General features: G+C 57.0%; 2 protein-coding genes and 3 pseudogenes. All 5 read left to right on the top strand.

Features of this window, described 5'->3' with window-relative positions; all coding sequences use genetic code 11:
• Window positions 1-23 precede the first annotated feature (23 nt).
• Window positions 24-989 carry a SinI family autotransporter-associated protein gene (locus J4685_RS06955; protein WP_001149069.1) on the top strand — a complete coding sequence of 322 codons (966 nt, stop codon included), beginning with the start codon at window positions 24-26 and terminating at the stop codon, window positions 987-989.
• Between the two features lie 137 nt (window positions 990-1,126).
• Entirely contained in the window at window positions 1,127-7,501 is a 6,375-nt protein-coding gene (locus J4685_RS06950; RefSeq protein ID WP_023211766.1) for an adhesion domain-containing protein, read from the top strand.
• A 111-nt stretch (window positions 7,502-7,612) separates the two neighbouring features.
• Window positions 7,613-14,877: pseudogene (gene ratB, locus J4685_RS06945) on the top strand (DUF823/DUF824 repeat adhesin RatB).
• Window positions 14,878-14,979 (top strand): annotated as a pseudogene (locus J4685_RS06940) (IS1 family transposase); the annotation flags it as partial.
• Between the two features lie 430 nt (window positions 14,980-15,409).
• Window positions 15,410-20,743, top strand: a pseudogene (gene shdA / locus J4685_RS06935) (fibronectin-binding autotransporter adhesin ShdA).
• Window positions 20,744-20,750: the final 7 nt, after the last annotated feature.

Below are 20,750 nucleotides of genomic sequence, written 5' to 3'. Positions count from 1 at the left end.
TTTTGAGAAAAAGGAGAGTCTGAATGCAAGCAACAGTAAAACGGCGGCTGACGAAGGTCGCTTTAGCATTAGTAGTTGCCGGGTATTGCGCCGCGCCGGCGGTGGCGGCAAACGGTAATCTGAAATCGGGGCAGTGGCAGATTGTCTCTGAACAGACGGGCACCATTCAGGGTACGGTGCCGTGGATTACCCGTGCGGCGGATAAAACTGCGGATACCGACAAAGATCACGTAACGGTAACTATCGATCGCGGCGATCGCAAAATTGTGACCGAAGGCGATAAGCAGTTCCACGTTGGCGATAAGGTCACGGTCAACTGGGCGATTGGCGATACGGAAGGCGACCTGGATGTCGACAACGCCGCCACGAAACTGACGGTGCAGTGGATGAGATACAGCGACCAGAATGGTAGCAATCCCGAAGAGATTGGCACCAAAGGCAGCGATACCTATGAAATTCAGGCGGGTGACGCAGACCATTATATCGGTATCAAAATCACCCCAACCACCACCACCGGTGACCCTGCCGTGGCAACCGAACTGCTGTTGAAAGACCTGTCGACCGATGCGGGCGGTGGTGCGGATGGCGACGACATTCCGGAAGGTCCGGTGGTGGATGAAAACGTCCATGTTGTTATTCATGAGAAAGATTCGAATACCAACCTGTTGAAGAATTCAGGGACGACACTCAAAACGAATACCACCTATCAGGTATTGCTGTGGAGCGATAAGAACGGCAACGGCACCTATGATGCCGGTGAAAACGTTACCGACCAGTATGACTACCGCTGGAAATTCGTCGGTACCAGCGCAATTGCAGGTACTGGCACTGGCGGTATCGTCAACGAAAACTGGAACGATAAAGACCTTGTCATCCCGCTTACCAACGCCGAAGCGAAAGAGGCGTTCGAGGGAGCAGACGGCGGCGTTACCGTGGGTAGCGACGGTGTCCAGGGCTTTGCTTTGTCCATCGACTACAAACGCAAATAAGTTGTCCTCAACATACCACTCCCCGCGGGGAGTGGTATTTTCCGCGCACTTTGCTTAGCCGCGCGCTAAGCAAAGTGGGTTGAATTACGACAGAGAATGAAAACGGGTGGCTATCGCTCATGGACAGGAATCGGCAAGTGAATAAAGTTGTACATTTCTTACTGACATTACTGATCATGTTTGTAGCGTCGATCGCGCCTGCGCAGGCCTTACTGAAAGGCGGGACCTGGCAAGAATTGAACTCAGCCACTGCCGCAGTTAACGGCACCGTGCCCCGCGCCGACGGCGCGATTATTCCCGTGTATCAGGGAAGTATGCTGCTTGACCCGACCAAAACCTACGATGTTGCGTTCACCGCCATGCCGCGCGATTTTAGCGCGGATGCCACCTCAACCTCGATGCGTGCGGTCAATTCCACCGATACCGAAGGCGATCTCTTTAGCGATCCGCCGACCATTGCCTGGGAAAATCAACAGCCGCCGAGCGTGGGCCTGTTATGGGCCGATGCCGCCACGCCCGACACGCCGCTTTCGCCGCAGCCGATGCCTAACCAGACCTTTTGCGCCCAGAACCTGGCCGGACGGAAACTGGTTGTCTGGCCGCAGCCAGACGATGAAACGACCGTCCCCGCGCTGTGGCTCTATACCCACACCGGCGTGCCGAATAATGCGGCCATCCCGTTGCTCAGCTCGAAAGTGACTGTCAATATTGCCCAGGCAGTAGGCAATCCCGTGTCGGTCAGCGGCGATCATGTTGACGCCAGCTTTGAAGCCTCAAAAGTGAAAGTGGGAGAGAGCATCACCCTCACCGTCACGACCAGAGGGTGTGATGGCGAACTGGTGAAAAATGCGCCGTTTGTCATCCGCCGTGAGGATGCCAAAAACCGTCAGGGTGTGGTCAATAACACTAACCCGGTGCACGTTGGCGATACCGAGCTAACGACCGTGCAAACGGAGTATCGCGGCGTCACCGATGCCGAAGGTAAAGCCACAGTGGTGGTGACGCAGGATGAAGGCCCCGGCGTAAAAACGCATCTTATCGTCGCTTCGCAAAGTTATCCTACGCTGACGGACGGCGTGGACGTTATTTTCACCACCATCACCAGCCCCGACACCGCCCAGGCCAACATGTACGGCCACATGCTGGAGAGCGCCAGCGCCACGCTGAACGGCGCGACCTACACTTTCACTCGACCGAAGCTGGCGGTGGAGGCGGGCAACGCTGACGAAAGCGTCAACGATACTAACGAAACCTGGGCGCAGTTTACCTGGGGCGGCGCGGATAACCATTGCGACGTTCTGCCGGACGCCGAACAACTGGTGGCGCTAAGACATGCGCACAGCACGCTGGCAACGTACACCGGCTGGCCGGCGTCGGGCGATGCGGAATACTGGTCATCGACCAAAGATCAGATGAGCAACTACCACGCCGCCGTGCATATGAACAGCGCGTCGGTCGTCAGGGCGCCCAACAGCGATACGCTGCTGGTTAGCTGTGTAGATAAGGCCCAGCCCGCGGCGCACCCGCAGATTACCCTCTCCCCGGAGGGGCCTTATAAGGCGCAGGTGGGGGAATCGATTGATCTAGTCATGACCGTGGTCGATAAAGACACGCAAAAACCGCTGCCTTACCGTTACATGGAGCTGTTTATCGACCCGGCGAAAAACCGTAAAGGGGGGCATCAGGACGCGTGGGATAGCCAGCGGGTTACCGTCAGCTCCGAAGATATGCGCGCCTCGTCGCCGGAGCACTATACCGGCGTGACCGACGTCAACGGTCAGGCGCACCTGACGCTACAGCACGACAGCGGCATGGGGGTTGAGACGCCCATCCGAATCGTGATGCCGGACGATGAAGGCGGCAGCGTCGAGCTGCCCTTTAGCGTGATTTTCACCGTAATCACCAGCCCGGACGTGGACGGCGCCAACATGTGGGGCCATATGCGCGGCGTGGTGGATGCCGGCAACCTGTATAAGCGCCCGCTGCTGGCGGTGGAAGCCAGCCATAAAGACGGTCAGTTCAGTGAAAACAACGAAGAGTGGGCGACGTTTAACTCCGTGGCGTCGGCCACCGCGCAGTGCGGCGTCGGCCAGGTGCCGGATCAGTCATCGCTGGCGCATTTATACAGCGAGCATCCCAGCGGCAAGATGGAAATCGAACACGGCTGGCCGACCGAAGACTACTTCATTGCCGCCGACAGCGACGCCTCCGGGACGGTACACGTCAACCTCGAAAATGGCGATAGCGGTAAATTTACCAATGCGCCGAACTACCTGACCTGCTCGGCCAATGAAATGGTGGCGGTGCTGGACGTCTACTTCAACGACGACCCAACGACCAAAAACGCTGATATGACCGCCAAAGTCGGTGAACAGATTAAGCTAAACGTTCATTCGCGCAACGCCCTTAACGACATGGCGATTGCCTATACCGACTTCACCATCACCATGGCGAACGGCAAGCGGCGCGACGGGCAGTCGACCGGCTTTACCGATCCCAGCAACGGCGAGATGCAGTTTGACGGCGTGGGCTACCCTGCCGGGCAGGTTTATCACGGGATCACCGACGCCAACGGCGATGCGACCATTATCCTCACCCAGAATAAGGGCGTGGGGCTGCTGACGCCGTTAAGCATCGCGCCCGTCGATTCATTAATCAAGACGCCGATTTCCCGCAGCGTCAAGTTTACCGTCGCCACCAGCCCGGACACGGCAAAAGCCAAAATGTGGGGCCACATGGCCGACACTCTTACCGTCGGCGACTGGACTTTTGAACGGCCTAAGCTTGCGAGTGAAGTAAATAGCCCGCTGCGTACTCAGGAAGAGAGCAATGAAACCTGGACGCGCGTGGCCCATATCGACGCGGCGGGCAACCCGGATGCGGGCGGCTGCGCGGCGAACCGCCTGCCGCGTATCGACCAGCTTGAGGCGTTATACAGCGCCAACAGCGGCGGCGCGATGAAAAAGACTCAGGGCTGGCCAACCTTAATTAACTACTGGTCGTCCACCTACCAGAGCGCCACCACCTGGAAACTGATCGCGCTGGCGAGCGGCAGTGAATTTCCGGGCAGCAACACCTCGGTTTACACCAGTTGTCTGGCCAGCGATAACCCGGTGCCAGCCGCCATCACCATTGAACCGGTCGATCCGTCGCAGTGGTACGACGGCAGCGGCGTCCATGCGCTGAAAGTGAAAAAGGGCGATACCCTACAGTTGAAGGTGACGGTGAAGGACGCCAGCGGCAAACCGGTGCCGGAAGCGCCGTTTGTGCTCACCCGCGGCGACGGCTACGATCGCAAAGGGGAAAAGTACACCGCCCAGGACGGCTCCGATTTGCAAAATATCGTGACGCCCGTGGTGATCGACGGCGAATCGCTGGCCTGGACTACCACCAAAATGGGGTCGCAGACCGGCCCTGACGGCACCCGCATCATCAGCGTCACCCGCCCGGACACCCACGGCACCCGCACGGCCATTACCGCCACGCTGTATGAAAATGCCGCCGTGAGCGCCAGCATCGACACCATCTTTACCGTCGTCACCAGCCCGGATGTCAGTGTCGCCCGCATGTGGGGACATATGGCGCCGTCGCTGACGGCTGCGGATGGTGCGGTGTACAAGCGCCCGTCGCTCTACGATGAACTGGCCAGCAAGACCGGTGCTGCGGAGTACCCGGAAGACAACGAACGCTGGGTAGTGTTCTATGGGCCGAATACGACCAAAACCGTTAGTCCGGAAGCCTGCCCCAAGGGGTATTTTCCGTCCGTTGAGCAACTGGATTCTCTGTACAGCAAATACCCGAACGGAGCGATAAAAACCGCCCAGGGCTGGCCGATCATCCGTTCTTACTGGAGCGGCACAAACGCCGGGACAATCACCCCCGGCGCGCCACCCTATGACTATTACACGGTCGATCTGAATGATGATGCGCACCGGAAGGTTCCCAATATTAGTGATAGCGACAGGCAATACCAGATTTGTTCCGCGACGCCGCAGACTCTGGCCGGGCGGATTACGCTCACTTCTACGCTGGCGACGGATAGCGATATCCAGGCGGTGAAGGCAAAAAACAGCGACTCGATTCCGCTGGTGATCACCACCACCGATGCGGCGGGCAACCCGGTGCCTTATACGCCATTTTCCCTCATACGCGACGCCGGGACGGCGCGCAACACCAGCTATACCTTTACCGGCAGCACTAACATGATGCTGGCGCCGCCCACCGGTTCGGCGCAACAGTTCTACTATAATGGCTACACTATTTACGGTGCCACCGGCGCGGACGGCACGGCGGTCCTCACGCTGACGCAGGCCGCAGGGCCGGGGGTGAAAAACGTGATAACCGCAGCCCTGACCGACACGCCGACGGTAACCTCGACGCTGCCGGTGGTGTTCACCACCGTGACCAGCCCGGACAGCCCGCAGGCCAATATGTATGGCCATATGCCGGAAACCTTCACCGCCAGCAACGGCGCGGAGTTTAAGCGCCCGCGGCTGTATAGCGAGCTGGCGTCGACGTTAGGTGTGAAGAGCTATGCCGAGACAAATGAAAACTGGCCTATAGTGAATAATTTTGATACCGGTAATTATGGCGCCTGTTCGATAAATCAGATGGCCACGCTGTCGGATCTCCAGGCGCTGTACCGCGATCACCCCAGCGGCAAGGTCACGACCGACATAGGCTTACCCGTCAGGAAGAAATGGTGGGCGGGCGACAGCCTGCTGCAAGGTCAAGTCATTTACTGGCGATATATCGATCTCAGTACGGGCGCAGATGGCTCTATGTCGGGAACGCCGGGTAATTACTATTACCAGCTCTGCCTGACCAAACCGCGCCAGATGAATATCGCGCTCTCTACGGACGCCTGGAACGCGGACAAATCGGCGGCCGTGGCGAAAAAAGGCGAAACGATCCCCATGACGGTGAAGGTAACGAACGCTGCCGGGCAGCCGGTTAGCAACGCGACGGTGAAAATCTCGCGCGGCGATGCGCTGACGCGTGCGGGGAGCGTGTATACCACCAACAACGCGGACGATATTACCTTAAGTAATATCCAGCCTTCCGGTACGGCGACGTACTTGCTGGGGACGGTGGATAAATATATGTATGCGCAAACGGACGCCCAGGGGCAAATAACGTTTAGCGTGTCGCAAAATAATACTATGGGTCTTAAAACGCCCATCCGCGCCACCGTTGCGAATGACATTTCAGCAACGAGCAGTAAGGACGTGATATTTACCGTCCTTACCAGCCCGGACGCCGCCAGCGCCAACTATTGGGGGCATATGCCGGAAACCGTGGAAGGGCCGGACGGCCTTCGCTACCAGCGCCCGCATTTGCAGGCGGAAGCGCCGTCGGGCGTCAACTACATCACCGTGAACGGTGAAAAATGGGCGGCGCCGACCGGCGTACAGACGTATACGGCAGGCCAGTCTGCGTGCGACTTTGAGTATATGCCGCTGATGAATGACTTAAAGGCGCTACAGCAACTGTATCCTGACGGCGCGCTGGAGGATCAATTCGGCTGGCCGGTGAAAACCGGTAAACTCTGGTGGTCTGCCGATCTGAATAGCTCGAAAGCACACCAGGCGATAAACCTGAAAACCGGTCAGATATCGGCGCCAACCTCCACCAGCTTGCAGGCCTGCCTGGTCAATGCGCGTAATGTCCCTGCCTCCATTACGCTAACCTCGACGGCGATGGATGCGGCGAAAGGCGCGGCAGTGGCGAAAAAAGGCGAGGCTATTCCCTTGACGGTGACGGTGAAAAACCGCGCGGGCGTTCCCATAGCGAATGAACCGTTCACCCTGAAACGGGGCGATGCGAATGATCGCCTCGACATTAAATATACGTGGAATACTACAGCAGACGATTTGACGTTGCAGGAACTGACGCCGTCGCCGACAACGAAATCAATGACCTCTTCCGGCAATGTGTTTAGCGGCGTCACGGGGGCAGACGGGACGGCAACGTTTACGGTGAACCAGGACGGCAGTGTGGGGCTAAAAACCGAGCTGACGGCCAGCGCGACGGGGGATGTCACGCAATCAACCAACACCGTGCTGGGCGTGATCTTTACCGTGATTACCAGCCCGGACTCCAGTTACGCGGAGTTCTGGGGGCATATGCTGGATACGCTGACGGTTGATGGCGTGACGCTGCATCGACCCTTGTTAATGAAAGAAGCGCCTGCTGGCGCGACGGATAGCCGGAAAGAAAATAACGAAACCTGGGTTTCGGTTTATACGAAAGCCGATGGCACTATCTATGATATGAGCAAGAACTGTGGCGGGGTGGCCGGGTTCCCGGCAAAAGGCGTGCTGGAAAAAATGCGCGATGAGCAGATAGCAGTCGCTAACGGATGGCCGACAATCTCGTTGCCTTATGTTAGCAGTACGCCTGGGACGTATAATTATTGCCGGGTTTCGTTAGCGAAAGGGGGCACAACACATTGCCCGACCATCAACAACGATTTCACGATAGGCTATGCCGCCTGTCTTGTACAGCCGTGATCGGGATGGTTGGGTTTCGGTAAATTGTCGTTGGTACCGGTAGTGAAACGTTTCGCATTTTTACCGCCGATGGAATGAATAGTCAGAAAGGGATGTATTCCAGGTGCTGCATTGAAACTGAAAACGAATACCCGTCTTTTATCCGGGCTACAGGCATGTCTGTTTTGTGTTACCGCTTTTTTTGCCCAGGCGGCGCAAAGCAGCACCCCATGGCAGGAGCCTGACGTCTCAACTGCCGCCATTAACGGCACGCCGCCGCTGGCTGATGGCGTGACGATCCCGGTTTATCAGGGCAGCGTTCAGTTGCGATCTGATGCAGCGAATCCCGTCGATTATTCCGCGAAACCCAGCCAGTTCAGCACCAGTGATGTCGGCAGCGCGCTGACCTTAACCAATCCGCGCGATGCCGAAGGCGATATTTTCGCCGAGCCGCCGCTGGTCTGGCAGAGTGAACGGATACCCTCCGTCACGCTGGTATGGGCCGACGCCGCCACGAGCAAAATATGGCAGGCCACCATCTGGTAGTCTGGTCGCAACTGGATACCTCAACCGCTATGCCGCCGTTGTGGTTGCTTACCCGCACCGGCGTGCCTTATAACACGGCGGTCGAAGTGCTTGATCAAAAGTTTGCCGTGGATATCGCGCCCGCCGTGGGTGACCCGGTAACCCTTACCGCCGATCATTTGGATGAGTCGCTTAACGCCGCGAAGGTGAAAGCGGGCGAAAGCATCACGCTGACGGTGAATACCAAAGGTTGTAACGGTGAGCCAGCGGGCAATATCGCGTTCGTGATTACCCGCGACGATGCGCAAAACCGCCAGGGCGTGGTGAACAATACCGCGCCGGTACGCGTCGGCAACACCGAACTGACCACCACAGCCACCGAATACCACGGCACGACCAACGCAGAGGGCGTAGCGACGGTCGTTGTCACCCAGGCTAACGGGCCGGGCGTTAAAACCCCGCTGATGGTGCACCCGTCGAACGCGCCTGCGCTGAAAGCCAGCGCGGATGTGATTTTTACCACCCTCACCAGCCCGGACAGCAGCAGCGCCAACATGTACGGCCATATGGCGGACAGCTCCACCGCCACGGTGGACGGTGTAAGCTACACCTTTGACCGCCCCAAACTGGCGGCGGAAACCGAGGGCGAAGACCGCGTCGCCAGTATCAACAATGAAAACTGGGCGCAGTTCACCTGGGGCCATGCGGATAAATACTGCGATATTCTGCCGGATGCACGCCAACTGGAAGGGTTAAAAATCGAGCGCGGCGATTTAGCCACCACTCTCGGCTGGCCGGTGGGGGTGATATCCGGTGACGAAGAGTACTGGTCCTCCTCACAGGGGGCGAGCGCAACTGACCACATCAGCATTGATATGCGCAGCCGCGCCCTTACGCAGATGCCGGACGCCACGCAATCGCTGGTGAGCTGTGTGGATAAAGCCCCGCCTGCGGTCACGCCGAAATTAGTGATTAGCACCGATAATTTTGATTCGACGGCCAACGCGGCGAAAGTGAAGGTGGGCGAAGAGATCAACATGAAGATCGCCGTCACCGACAGCGCCACCAATAAACCGCTGCCTTATCGCTACTTTAATGTCTACCTGGGCGACGAGCAAAATCGCCAGAATCAGAAGAACGCCGATCTTGATGCCGCGCATCAGTGGACGGATGAACCGGTAGTCATCACCAATCTGGACGGCGGCGACGGTCACTATCACGGCATCACCGACGCCAACGGCCAGTTTTCGCTGGCGCTGACCCAGGACAAGGGCGCTGGCGTATTAACCCCGGTGCGTGTGGTGCTGTTCGACGGCACGGAAGCGACGCAGAACGTGATTTTTACCGTCGTCACCAGCCCGGACGTGACGCAGGCCCGTATGTGGGGCCATATGCAGGGCGTGGTGGAAGCGGGCAATATTTACAAACGCCCGCTGTTGGCGGAAGAGGCCGCGCAGGATACCGGTTCCGAATTTGAGAATAACGAGTACTGGGCCACGTTTAACTCAGTGACGGCGGCGACAAACCAGTGCGGCGCAGGCCAGGTGCCGGGACAACTGCTGCTGGATACGCTGTATGACGCCCATTCCGGCAATACGATGGAAACGACTTACGGCTGGCCGACACAGAAACATAGCTATATTGCGGCGGATACCGATGGTTCCACCACTGCGCACGTTAACCTGGCGACCGGCGCGGACAGCCTGTTCAGCGGCGCTGAACCGAACTATCTCTCCTGCTCCGGTAACGAGTTGGTGACCAGCCTGGACGTGTACTTTGATGGCAACGAGTCGTTACGTAATGCGGTAGCCAAAGTGGGCGAAAAAATTACGATGAACGTCCACTCCGTCAATGCGCTGAACGGGCTAAGCGTGCCCAACGCCAGCTTTACCGTCACCATGTCGCACGGTAAAAATCGCGCCAACGCCACCACGGGCTTTACCGATCCCAGCGACGGAGCGCTGGTGATGGGCGGAACGTCTTTCGGCTCTTCCCAGGCGTCGATGACGTACCAGGGCATGACCGATGCCGCAGGCAACGCCACGCTGGTCATTGAACAGCCGCAGGGCGTCGGCTTGCTGACGCCGCTGACCGTACTGCCGGTTAACTCGCTGATCACCACCCCCGTTAACCGCAGCGTGAAGTTTACCGTTCCCACCAGCCCCGACACGCCGGAGGCGCAAATGTGGGGCCATATGTCCGACGCTATCACGGTGGGCGATATGACCTTTGAGCGGCCGAAACTGGCGGCGGAGGTTGCCGCGACCCGCACCCAAACCGAGGCTAACGAGAGCTGGGCGCGCGTTACCCATGCCGATGCGGTAGGCAATACGGCGGCGGGCGGCTGCGCCGCTAACCGATTGCCGCGCGCCGATCAACTGGAGGCGCTGTATGCCGCCAACCGCGACGGGGCTATCAACAGCACGCACGGCTGGCCGGTACTGATTAATTACTGGACCTCTACCTGGCAAAGCGCCACCACGTGGAAACTGATAGCGCTTTCTAACGGTAGCGAATTTCCGGGCGGCGCTGGCGCATCCGATTACGTCAGTTGCCTTGCCAGCGATAACCCGACGGCAGCCTCCATCACCATTGAGCCGGTGAATACGTCATTGTGGTATGACGAGAACAGCGAACACGCGGTGAAGGTGAAAAAGGGCGATACGCTCCAGCTCAAAGTGACGGTAAAAGACGCCAGCGGCAATCCTCTGCCGCAAGCGCCGTTTGTGCTCAGCCGCGGCGACGGCTACACCCGTCAGGGGGAAAAACATATCGCCGGCAGCGGCGACGGCATCGTCTCGGCGGTAGTGATTGACGGCGATTCGCTCAACGACACCGCCACCAAAATCGGCGGCATGACCGGTGAAAACGGCAGCAAAATCATCAATGTTACCCGCCCTGGCACCCACGGGACGAAAGTCGCGATTACGGCGGCGCTGTACGATAACGCCAGCGCGACGGCCAGCATCGACACCATTTTTAGCGTGGTCACCAGCCCTAATAGCGACAAAGCCAAAATGTGGGGCCATATGCCGGAAACGACCACGGCGGCCAACGGCGTGGTGTTTAAGCGCCCGCTGTTATCGGCTGAAATCGCCAGCGGCTTTACCCACGGCGACAATACGGAAAACAACGAAGCCTGGGGAATCGTCGATTTTGAAGTGGCGAACGACGCCTGTGGCGCGGGATACGTACCGACACTTGCCGATCTGCAATCGCTGTACGACGCCAGGCCCGGCGGCACCATGAATACGCAGCAGGGCTGGCCGCTGGATGGTAAAAACTACCAGAACAGCACCGCTGATTTGAGCAGGAGTACGGAAAACCGCTACGTTAAGTCGATTGATCTGCGCGATGGCGGTATTAGCTCGCTGGCGTGGAGTGAACAACTCTATTTCGTCTGCCTGCAAAACGCCCATCCGGCGGCGACGCAGATAACGCTCACTTCGCCTGTGTATAACGACAGCGACGGCTTTGCCAAAGCGAAAGTCGGCGAGACCATCCCGGTCATCATCACCACGCGGGACGCCCAGGGCAACCTGGCCGCCGACACGCCGGTTATCTTTACGCGCGGCGACAGCGTTGGGCGCGCGAATCAGGAAGTGAATAGCGCGTCGGCGGCGGAGATACAGATAAACCACAGCGACGGGCGTAGCAGCGGCGTTAAATATTACACCGCCACCGGCGCTGACGGCACGCTGACGTTGAATATCAGCCAGGACAGCGGCGCGGGCTTTAAAACGCCGCTGACGGCGGTGATAGAGCACAACGGCGTAACGAGCGCGCCGCTACCGGTCATTTTTACCGTCGTCACCAGCCCGGACACGCCGAAAGCCAACTACTGGGGCCATATGGCGGAAACGCTGACCGACAGCAGCGGCGTGGTGTACAAGCGCCCGTTGCTGGCCAGCGAGTTCAGCGTCACGCCCGGCAAATCGCTGACCATCGCCAACGGTTACTACGACAAAGGCGAAACCTGGGGCATGATAACCGTCGATAAAGCCTGGAACGGCGCCGGCGGCGGCTGCGGGCGCAATTATCTGCCCACCGTCAGCAACCTCCAGACGCTGTACAGTACCTGGCCTGATAACGCCATGCGCAGCCGTAACGGCTGGCCGATGACCAGTTCTGGCAACAACAATGTCAGCCGCTACTGGTGGGCGGGGGATTACGTGATGTCGTCAGACGGCGCGCAGTCGCTCTACGCGGCGGTCAACCTGTTTAACGACGGCAATGATGTCAAAACGACGACCAGCACCACGACGTACTATATGCAGACCTGCCTTACCTCGCCACGCAGCGCCGCCGCCAGCCTGACGCTGACGCTGGCAGGCCAGGATGCAGCCACCGGGATCGCAAAAGCGAAAAAAGGCGAACAGATGGCCGCCACCGTCACGGTGAAAGACGCCGCGGGCCAGCCGATGAAGAACGTAATGGTGAAAATCAGCCGGGGATCTTCGTACAACCGCGTCAACAGCGCCACATCGTCCTCAAGCGCTGCAGACGATATTACGCTGCGTAATGTGATGCCGTCCGGCCCGGCGACATACCTGCTGGATACCTCCGCGAAATATCTGTATGCGCAAACCGATGCCCAGGGACAGGTGACATTTACCCTTGCGCAGGACAGTACCGCAGGTTTAAAGACCACCATCAGCGCCGCCACGATGGACGGCAGCAACCTGACAGACAGCAAAGACGCTATCTTTACCGTTATCACCAGCCCGGATAGCGACAAGGCCTCATACTGGGGCCATATGCCGGAAACCTTTACCAACAGTAAGGGCGTTGAGTTTACGCGGCCGCTGCTGCGCGCCGAGCTTTCTTCAACGACGGATACCACGTCCTTCCTGTCAAATAATGAGCTCTGGTACACCTGGAACCGCTATCCAAACCTGTATCAGGACTCCGCCAGCCCGTGCGATCGGCTGGGATTGCCGACGCTGGATGATTTAAAAACGTTGTATAACGACTATCCGAATGGTGGACTAACGGCCGCCTTTGGGTTGCCTGTAGACGCGGGGAAATACTGGGGAGCAGGGGATTCGAAAGTCAACGATACGCACTCGACGAATAATTTCCAGTATATCAGGCTAAATAACGGCGTTACGCAGGTCACAAATACGAATACCTCAACGGCGCAGCTCTGTCTGGCGAAGCGCAGGGTGTTGGCGATAGCGCTGACCTCCAGCGCCATGAATGCCGAAAAATCCGCCGCGCTGGCGAAAAAAGGGGATAAAATCCCGCTGACGGTGACCGTCACGGACGGCGCCGGCACGCCGCAGCCCAACGTGCCCATTCGGCTGGGGCGAGGAAACTATTCGCAAAACCGGGCTGGCGGTAGTGACAGCACCAACAACAGCGACATGCTGTTAACGCCGATTGCGCCGCCAGCGGATGCTAAAGTATTTGCCTACCACTATTCCGGGGAGCAGCTCTGGTACTGGTACGGCACTACGGATGAGAGCGGCAGGGTGCAGTTTGAGCTGACGCAGGATAATACCCCCGGCCTGAAAACAGCGTTGCAGGCGATGCTGCCCGACAATCCGCCGACCGTCAGCAATATGGATGTTATTTTTACCGTCATTACCAGCCCGGACAGCGATAAAGCCAAAATGTGGGGCCATATGCCGGAAACGGCGGCCAACAGCGCGGGGGTGAAATTCCACCGCCCGCTGCTGGCGGCGGAGATGACGTCGAATAGCGGCACCTACTATCACAATAACGAAACCTGGCCTCTGGTGACTATCGCGAACACCCAAAAAGCGGGCGCGACCGCCTGTGATGCGGCATACCAGCCGCTGTTTAATGATCTGCAAACGCTGTATAGCGACCATCCAGACAGCGCTCTCAATACGGCATTCGGCTGGCCGGTAGCGGCGGGTAAAAGCTGGCTGGCGGTGGACCAGGAGCCTGGAACCGGGTATTACCAGTATCTGCGGCTGGATACTGGCGCCAAAGGCCACACCAGTTCCACGAGCGTGGCTGGCGCGCAGGTGTGTCTGGTCGAGCCGCATACGTCTACTCCTGCCATTATTACGCTGACCTCGACGGCGATGGACAGCGCGAAAAACGCGGCGGTAGTGGAGAAGGGAAGCGCGATGCCGTTAACGGTGACGGTAAAAGATAGCAGCGGTAACCCGGTCGCCAACGTCGGTTTTACGTTGTCACGTGGCGATTCGAAAAATCGGGCAGGTACGGTGGTAACGGATGGCGACGTGGCAGCGGATGCCGGAGCCGATGATCTCATGCTTAAAGAGCTGACTCCCGCAAGCGCCAGCCGAAGTATGACCACCACCGGGATTGTCTTTACCGGCACTACCGGCAGCGACGGTACGGCAACGTTTACGCTTAATCAGGATAAAAGCCTGGGGTTAAAAACGCCACTCACGGTGAAACTGACGGACAATACGGCTCTTCACGCCTCACTGGATGTGATTTTTATGGTACTTACCAGCCCGGATACGGATAAAGCGTTGTTCTGGGGAAATATGCCGGATACGACATCCGTCAACGGAAAAACGCTGCATCGTCCGTGGCTGCAGGCTGAGCTACCGTCAGGCGTGACGCCAGTATTTACCAACGGAGTTCATGCAAATAACGAGTACTGGGCGATGACGCATACGGTGGACAACACTAAATGGGATATTGCTAAACAGTGCGGTAGCCTGAGCAAAGCACCGGATAATAACGACCTGTTGACGCTGTATCATTCAATTAGCTCGTTAGGCTGGCCGACGCTGGGCTATCCCTATTTATCTAAATCAACCTCGGGCGGCGGCATGTATTGCGGCGTGGATGAGAATACTAAGCAGCAAAACTGCGCCATTCAGCCGGCAAGTACAGCAGGTTATGCGACGTGCGTGGAGTAACGTATTAAGCGTCTGGCACGAAAAATAATTTGTTTTTCACGTTCAATTGAGCTTCATGAAAAAGTGATCGGAGCATTCATTGAAAAGTATATGTTCTGCTAATTGGAGTCATCACCGTTTGCCGCTGGTGTGTAGATGCGCCGTTTCCCTTCTGTAACCCGGCATCTGGCGCTACCTATATACAAAATAACACCAGGTGTCGCATGATAATCACACCTTTTATCTCACGTATCTATTTATCTCAATATATGAAATTATTAAATGTTATTCATAATATAAATATTTATTAAATAGATAAATATATTCATATTAATTATAAATTAACCAGAAGCTGACCTGGTATTGAAATAAGGCTTGAAATTAGTTAATAATTTGTCTTTGATAATACATTGTTACAGATGACAGCGACCATTCATAGAATCATATTTTTGTTATTTATTATTTAATTCATTTATATACACCATTTAAAAGTTATTTGCAGCCAATCAAATCAAGTTTGCTTCGTGAATGTTATTAAAAGGAAATTTAAAAATTGAACAGGACCTACAGTATCGTCTGGAGCGCCGTGCGAAATATGTATGTCGTAGCTTCAGAACTGGCGCGAAGCCACAGCAAAGTTAAAATACAGGCGCACGCTAATGAAGTCGCCCCTTCTATTAAAAAGCCTGATTCAGGATGGGCAAGACACCATGCGCTGGCCCTGGCAATTGTTGCCGCGCTTGGCTTTGCCAGCCCGCTGGCCATCGCCGATAATCCGGTGTCATACACCGATGGGGTCGAGCACGACCTGAGCGCCGATTCGCCGATTTCCTACTCAGGCACTGGTGAAGGTTCTGCACTGCACCTCTAAGGCCTGGCAACGCCCGAAGGGGGGTGGCAGGCAACGTCGGGTACAGGTACAAATGTCGTGATTAACACCAACGGCGGCGGCGATCCTGTTCAGGGAACTCATGCTATCGCCACGGCAGTTACCCTCAACAAGGGCGCAACACTTGACCTGACCGGGGCGCAGATCTCTACAGAAGGAACCTACACGGCAGGTATCGACCTCCAGGCGCAAAGCAGCATGACGCTGAATGGCGGGAGCATCCAGATCGGAAGTAATTACGGCATCCTGACCCTCTCTGGCGAGTCATGGGCTGCCCTGATTGGCACCAACGTTACGGCAACGACGCAAAGTCGTAGCAGCATAGTGTCACAATCAGGTAGCACGCTTAACATTAAGGACGGGAGCGTAATCACGCTGACAAACGGCCAGGTGCGCGTAGTAGGCGAGACGACATACAACTCCTGGCTGAATGTGTCCGATAGCACGATGAGCTCCACGGGTACGGATAGTACGCTTCTTGTGTCCAACAAGGGCGTTCTTGATATTACGAACTCTACCGTCACGCACGATAATGCCACAGGCGCCGCCATTGAGGTGAAAAACGCCTCAACGGTGAGCATCTCTGACGATAAAGATTCGATGGCCATCAACTCCAAAGGCATCGGTATTAAAATCCTCGCCTCCAGCGTGGATATTAACGGCGCCACCATCAACGCCGACGGCGACGGCATCTTTATAACAAGCAAAGGTAAAAGCGGTGGGTATGATGATATCAACGCGCTGACGGTTAACAAAGCACAGGTTAATTCAGAGACGATTGCGCTGCATGTGGACTCTGGCACGACGATTAACGATCCTATCGTGCTAACCGATAGCGCATTTGACGCGCCGGCAGTGATCAAGCTGGGCAGCAAGGCGGTCATTCAGGCCGACAATACGACATTGAACGGTGACGTTGTTCAGAGTGACATGTCATCGTCATCGCTGTCTTTAAGCCAGGGTTCCACGTTAACCGGTAGTGTAGATGCGATGTTTACTACACTGTCGCTCGACGATACTAGCCAGTGGAATATGACCGACTCGTCAATCATCGGCAACCTGACCAACAACGGCGACATTACGCTGAACAACGAGAGCGGTTCGACAGGCACGCTGCTGACGGGGGGCAATACCCTGACCTTGCAGGACGGCAGCCAGATAAACGCGACGCTGGATACCGCCAACAGCTCGCCAATTATCAAAGCCGCCAACGTGACGCTGGATGGGACACTGAACCTTAGCTCAGCGGCCACCTTTGTCGCGCCCGAAACCGACGAGCAGTTAGGATCGTTCACGCTAATTGATTCGCAAACCGCGATTACTACCGATTTTGACAGCGTAACGCTGGATGCCGACACCTCCGCTATGCCGGATTACCTGACGATCAACGCGGGCGTTGATGCGAATGATAATACCAACTACGTGTTGTCTACGGGCCTGAGCTGGTACGCGGGCGCAAAATCTGCGCACGTTGCGCACGGCACCTTTACCGTTGACGCAGGCGATACCTTTACCGTCACCAGCGAACTGGATGAAACCGCGGCCACCTCCAACTGGGACGGTAAAACGCTGTTCAAAGAAGGCGACGGTACGCTCGTCCTCAGCAACACGGCGAACGACTTCGGCAATACCGACATTAACGGCGGTACGCTGTCTGCGAATGATGCCGCCGCGCTCGGCAGCGGCGACGTGGCCATTGCAGAAAACGCAAAGCTTGAGTTGAGCCAGGGCACGCTGGATAACAACGTGACCGGCGAGGGCCAAATTGTCAAAAGCGGTAGCGATGAGCTGATCGTGACCGGCGATAACAACTACAGCGGCGGTACCACTATTTCCGACGGCACGCTGATTGCTGACCATGCAGATTCGCTGGGTACCGGGGCTGTTGCCAACAGCGGCGTGCTTCAGGTCGGCGAAGGCGAGCTGGAAAATACGCTTTCCGGCAACGGTTCGCTGATGAAAACCGGTACGGGCGAGCTGACGTTAAGCGGCGACAACACTTACTCCGGCGGCACCACTATTTCCGGCGGTACGCTGATTGCCGCCAACGTTAACGCGCTGGGCGGCGGTGATGTCGATAACGCGGGTACGCTGATGCTGGACGCGGAGGGCGAATTCAACCTTGCGAATGTCACGACCCAGTCAGGAGCAACGACTGAGCTGGCCAAAGGTACGACGCTCAACGTCGACTCGCTGACTCAGCAAGCCGATAGTACGCTGAATATTGACCTCAGTAAGGCCAACGGTGAAAGCGCCATTACCGCCGACAGCGTCACGCTGGGCGGCACGCTCAACATCAGCGGTATCGGCAGCGTTACAGACAGCTGGACGCCTGAGGCATACACCTACACGCTGATTGACAGCGACAGCGCCATTACGAGTGATTTCGACAATCTGACCGTCGCGGGAATGAATAGCGAAGATGTTGACTTCCTGACTATTGACGGAAAAGTCGATGAAGCAGACAACACCAACTATGATCTGACGGCCTCCCTCTCCTGGTATGCGGACAGAGACAACGCTACTACCGACGCCCACGGCACCTTTACCCTGAGCGACCCTGACGGCAGCTTTAACGTTGCGGCTACACTGACAGACGTTGACGATACGCTGGATCCGGGTAGCAGATGGGACGGTAAATCGCTGACCAAAGAAGGCGCAGGCACGCTGATCCTCTCTGGCGACAACGACTACAGCGGCGGCACCACCATCAATGAAGGTACGCTGGTCGTCGCCAGTACGACGGCGCTGGGCACCGGTCTGGTAGACAATAACGCCACGCTGGTGCTGGACGCAGATGGTGAAGTCAGCGCGGTGGGCGGCATCACCACTCATAGCGGCGCGACGACCCAACTGGTGCTCGGCACCTCGTTGGATCTCGGCGACAGCGCGTTAATTCAGCAAGATGGCAGTACGCTGAACGTTGAGCTGAATAGTGACTCAGTGCAACCGCTGATTACCGGTGGCAGCGCCACGCTTGGCGGCGATTTGGTCGTCAGCGACGCCAGCCTGCAAGCGCGCGCCTCCGACGCGGAGTTCCAGTCCTTTAAACTGATGGATATGGACAGCGATATCAGCGGCGACTTTACCAGCCTGACGATGAACCTCACCGACAAGCCGGACTATCTGACCGTAACCGGAACAATCAATCCTCAAGACCAGTCTGAATACCTGCTTACCGAAGGGCTGAGCTGGAATGCGACCGCCACGTCAGCGACGCCAGCACACGGCACCTTCACTCTGGGCGCAGGCGATAGCTTTGAAGTCACCAGCGTACTGGGCGATAAAACCGGCAACGGCGACTGGGATGGTAAAACGTTGACCAAACTGGGCGCGGGTAAACTGACGCTAAGCGGCGTGAACACCTACACCGGCGATACTAACGTACAGGAAGGCACGCTGTGGCTGGCCGGTGCCGGTACGATTGGCGAAATGGGCAGCCAGCAGGCGGTGAACGTCGCCGCCGACGCGACCTTCGGCGGCAGTAATGGTACTACCGTTAACGGTAAGGTAACCAACGAAGGAACGCTGGTCTTCGGCGACAGCGAGGAGACAGGCGCCATCTTCACCCTCAATGGCGATCTGATCAACATGGGGACGATCGCCAGCGGCAGTTCCTCCAGCACGCCTGGCAATACGCTTTATGTCGATGGCGATTACACCGGCAACGGCGGCTCGCTTTACCTGAATACCGTCCTGGGCGACGATGATTCGGCGACCGATAAGTTGGTCATTACCGGCGATGCCTCCGGCACCACCGATCTGTACATCAACGGCATCGGCGATGGGGCGCAGACCACTAACGGTATCGAAGTGGTGGATGTTGGCGGTGTATCGACCAGCGATGCGTTTGTGTTAAAAAATGAGGTAAACGCCAGTCTGTATACCTACCGTCTGTACTGGAATGAAAGTGACAACGACTGGTATCTGGCGTCAAAAGCACAGTCTGATGATGACGACAGCGGTGGCGATGTCACGCCTTCGGATGGCGGTGACGATGGCGGCGATGTCACGCCTCCGGACGATGGCGGCGACGGTGGCGATGTCGCACCACAGTACCGGGCGGATATCGGCGCGTACATGGGCAACCAGTGGATGGCGCGCAACCTGCAAATGCAGACCCTCTATGACCGCGAGGGCAGCCAGTATCGTAACGCAGATGGCAGCGTATGGGCGCGCTTCAAAGCGGGTAAAGCGGAATCCGAGGCTGTCAGCGGCAATATCGATATGGACAGCAACTACTCTCAGTTCCAGCTAGGCGGCGACATTCTGGCCTGGGACAACGGCCAGCAGAGCATTACCGTTGGCGTCATGGCGAGCTACATCAACGCCGATACCGACAGCACCGGTAACCGTGGCGCAGACGGTAGCCAGTTCACCAGCAGCGCCAACGTAGACGGCTACAACCTTGGCGTCTATGCCACCTGGTTTGCCGATGCCCAAACGCATAGCGGCGCGTATGTCGACAGCTGGTACCAATATGGTTTCTACAACAACAGCGTAGAGAGCGGTGATGCGGGATCTGAATCTTACGACTCAACTGCTAATGCTGTCTCGCTGGAAACCGGTTATCGCTACGATATTGCGCTTAGCAACGGTAATACTGTCAGTCTGACGCCTCAGGCGCAGGTTGTCTGGCAGAACTACTCAGCGGATAGCGTGAAGGATAACTACGGCACCCGGATCGACGGTCAGGATGGCGACAGTTGGACAACGCGCCTGGGTCTGCGTGTTGACGGCAAGCTGTACAAGGGCAGTCGTACGGTTATCCAGCCGTTTGCTGAAGCCAACTGGCTGCACACCAGCGATGATGTGTCGGTATCGTTTGATGATGCCACGGTGAAACAGGATCTTCCGGCTAACCGTGCGGAGCTGAAAGTGGGTCTGCAGGCAGATATCGATAAGCAGTGGAGCGTTCGCGCTCAGGTTGCCGGGCAGACTGGCAGCAATGACTTTGGCGATCTGAACGGTAGCCTCAATCTGCGCTATAACTGGTAAGTTAGAC

The organism is Salmonella sp. 32100201201700099SM (genome assembly GCF_017572645.1).
Lineage (GTDB): Bacteria > Pseudomonadota > Gammaproteobacteria > Enterobacterales > Enterobacteriaceae > Salmonella > Salmonella enterica.
This window is presented reverse-complemented; position numbering and strand designations above follow the sequence as displayed.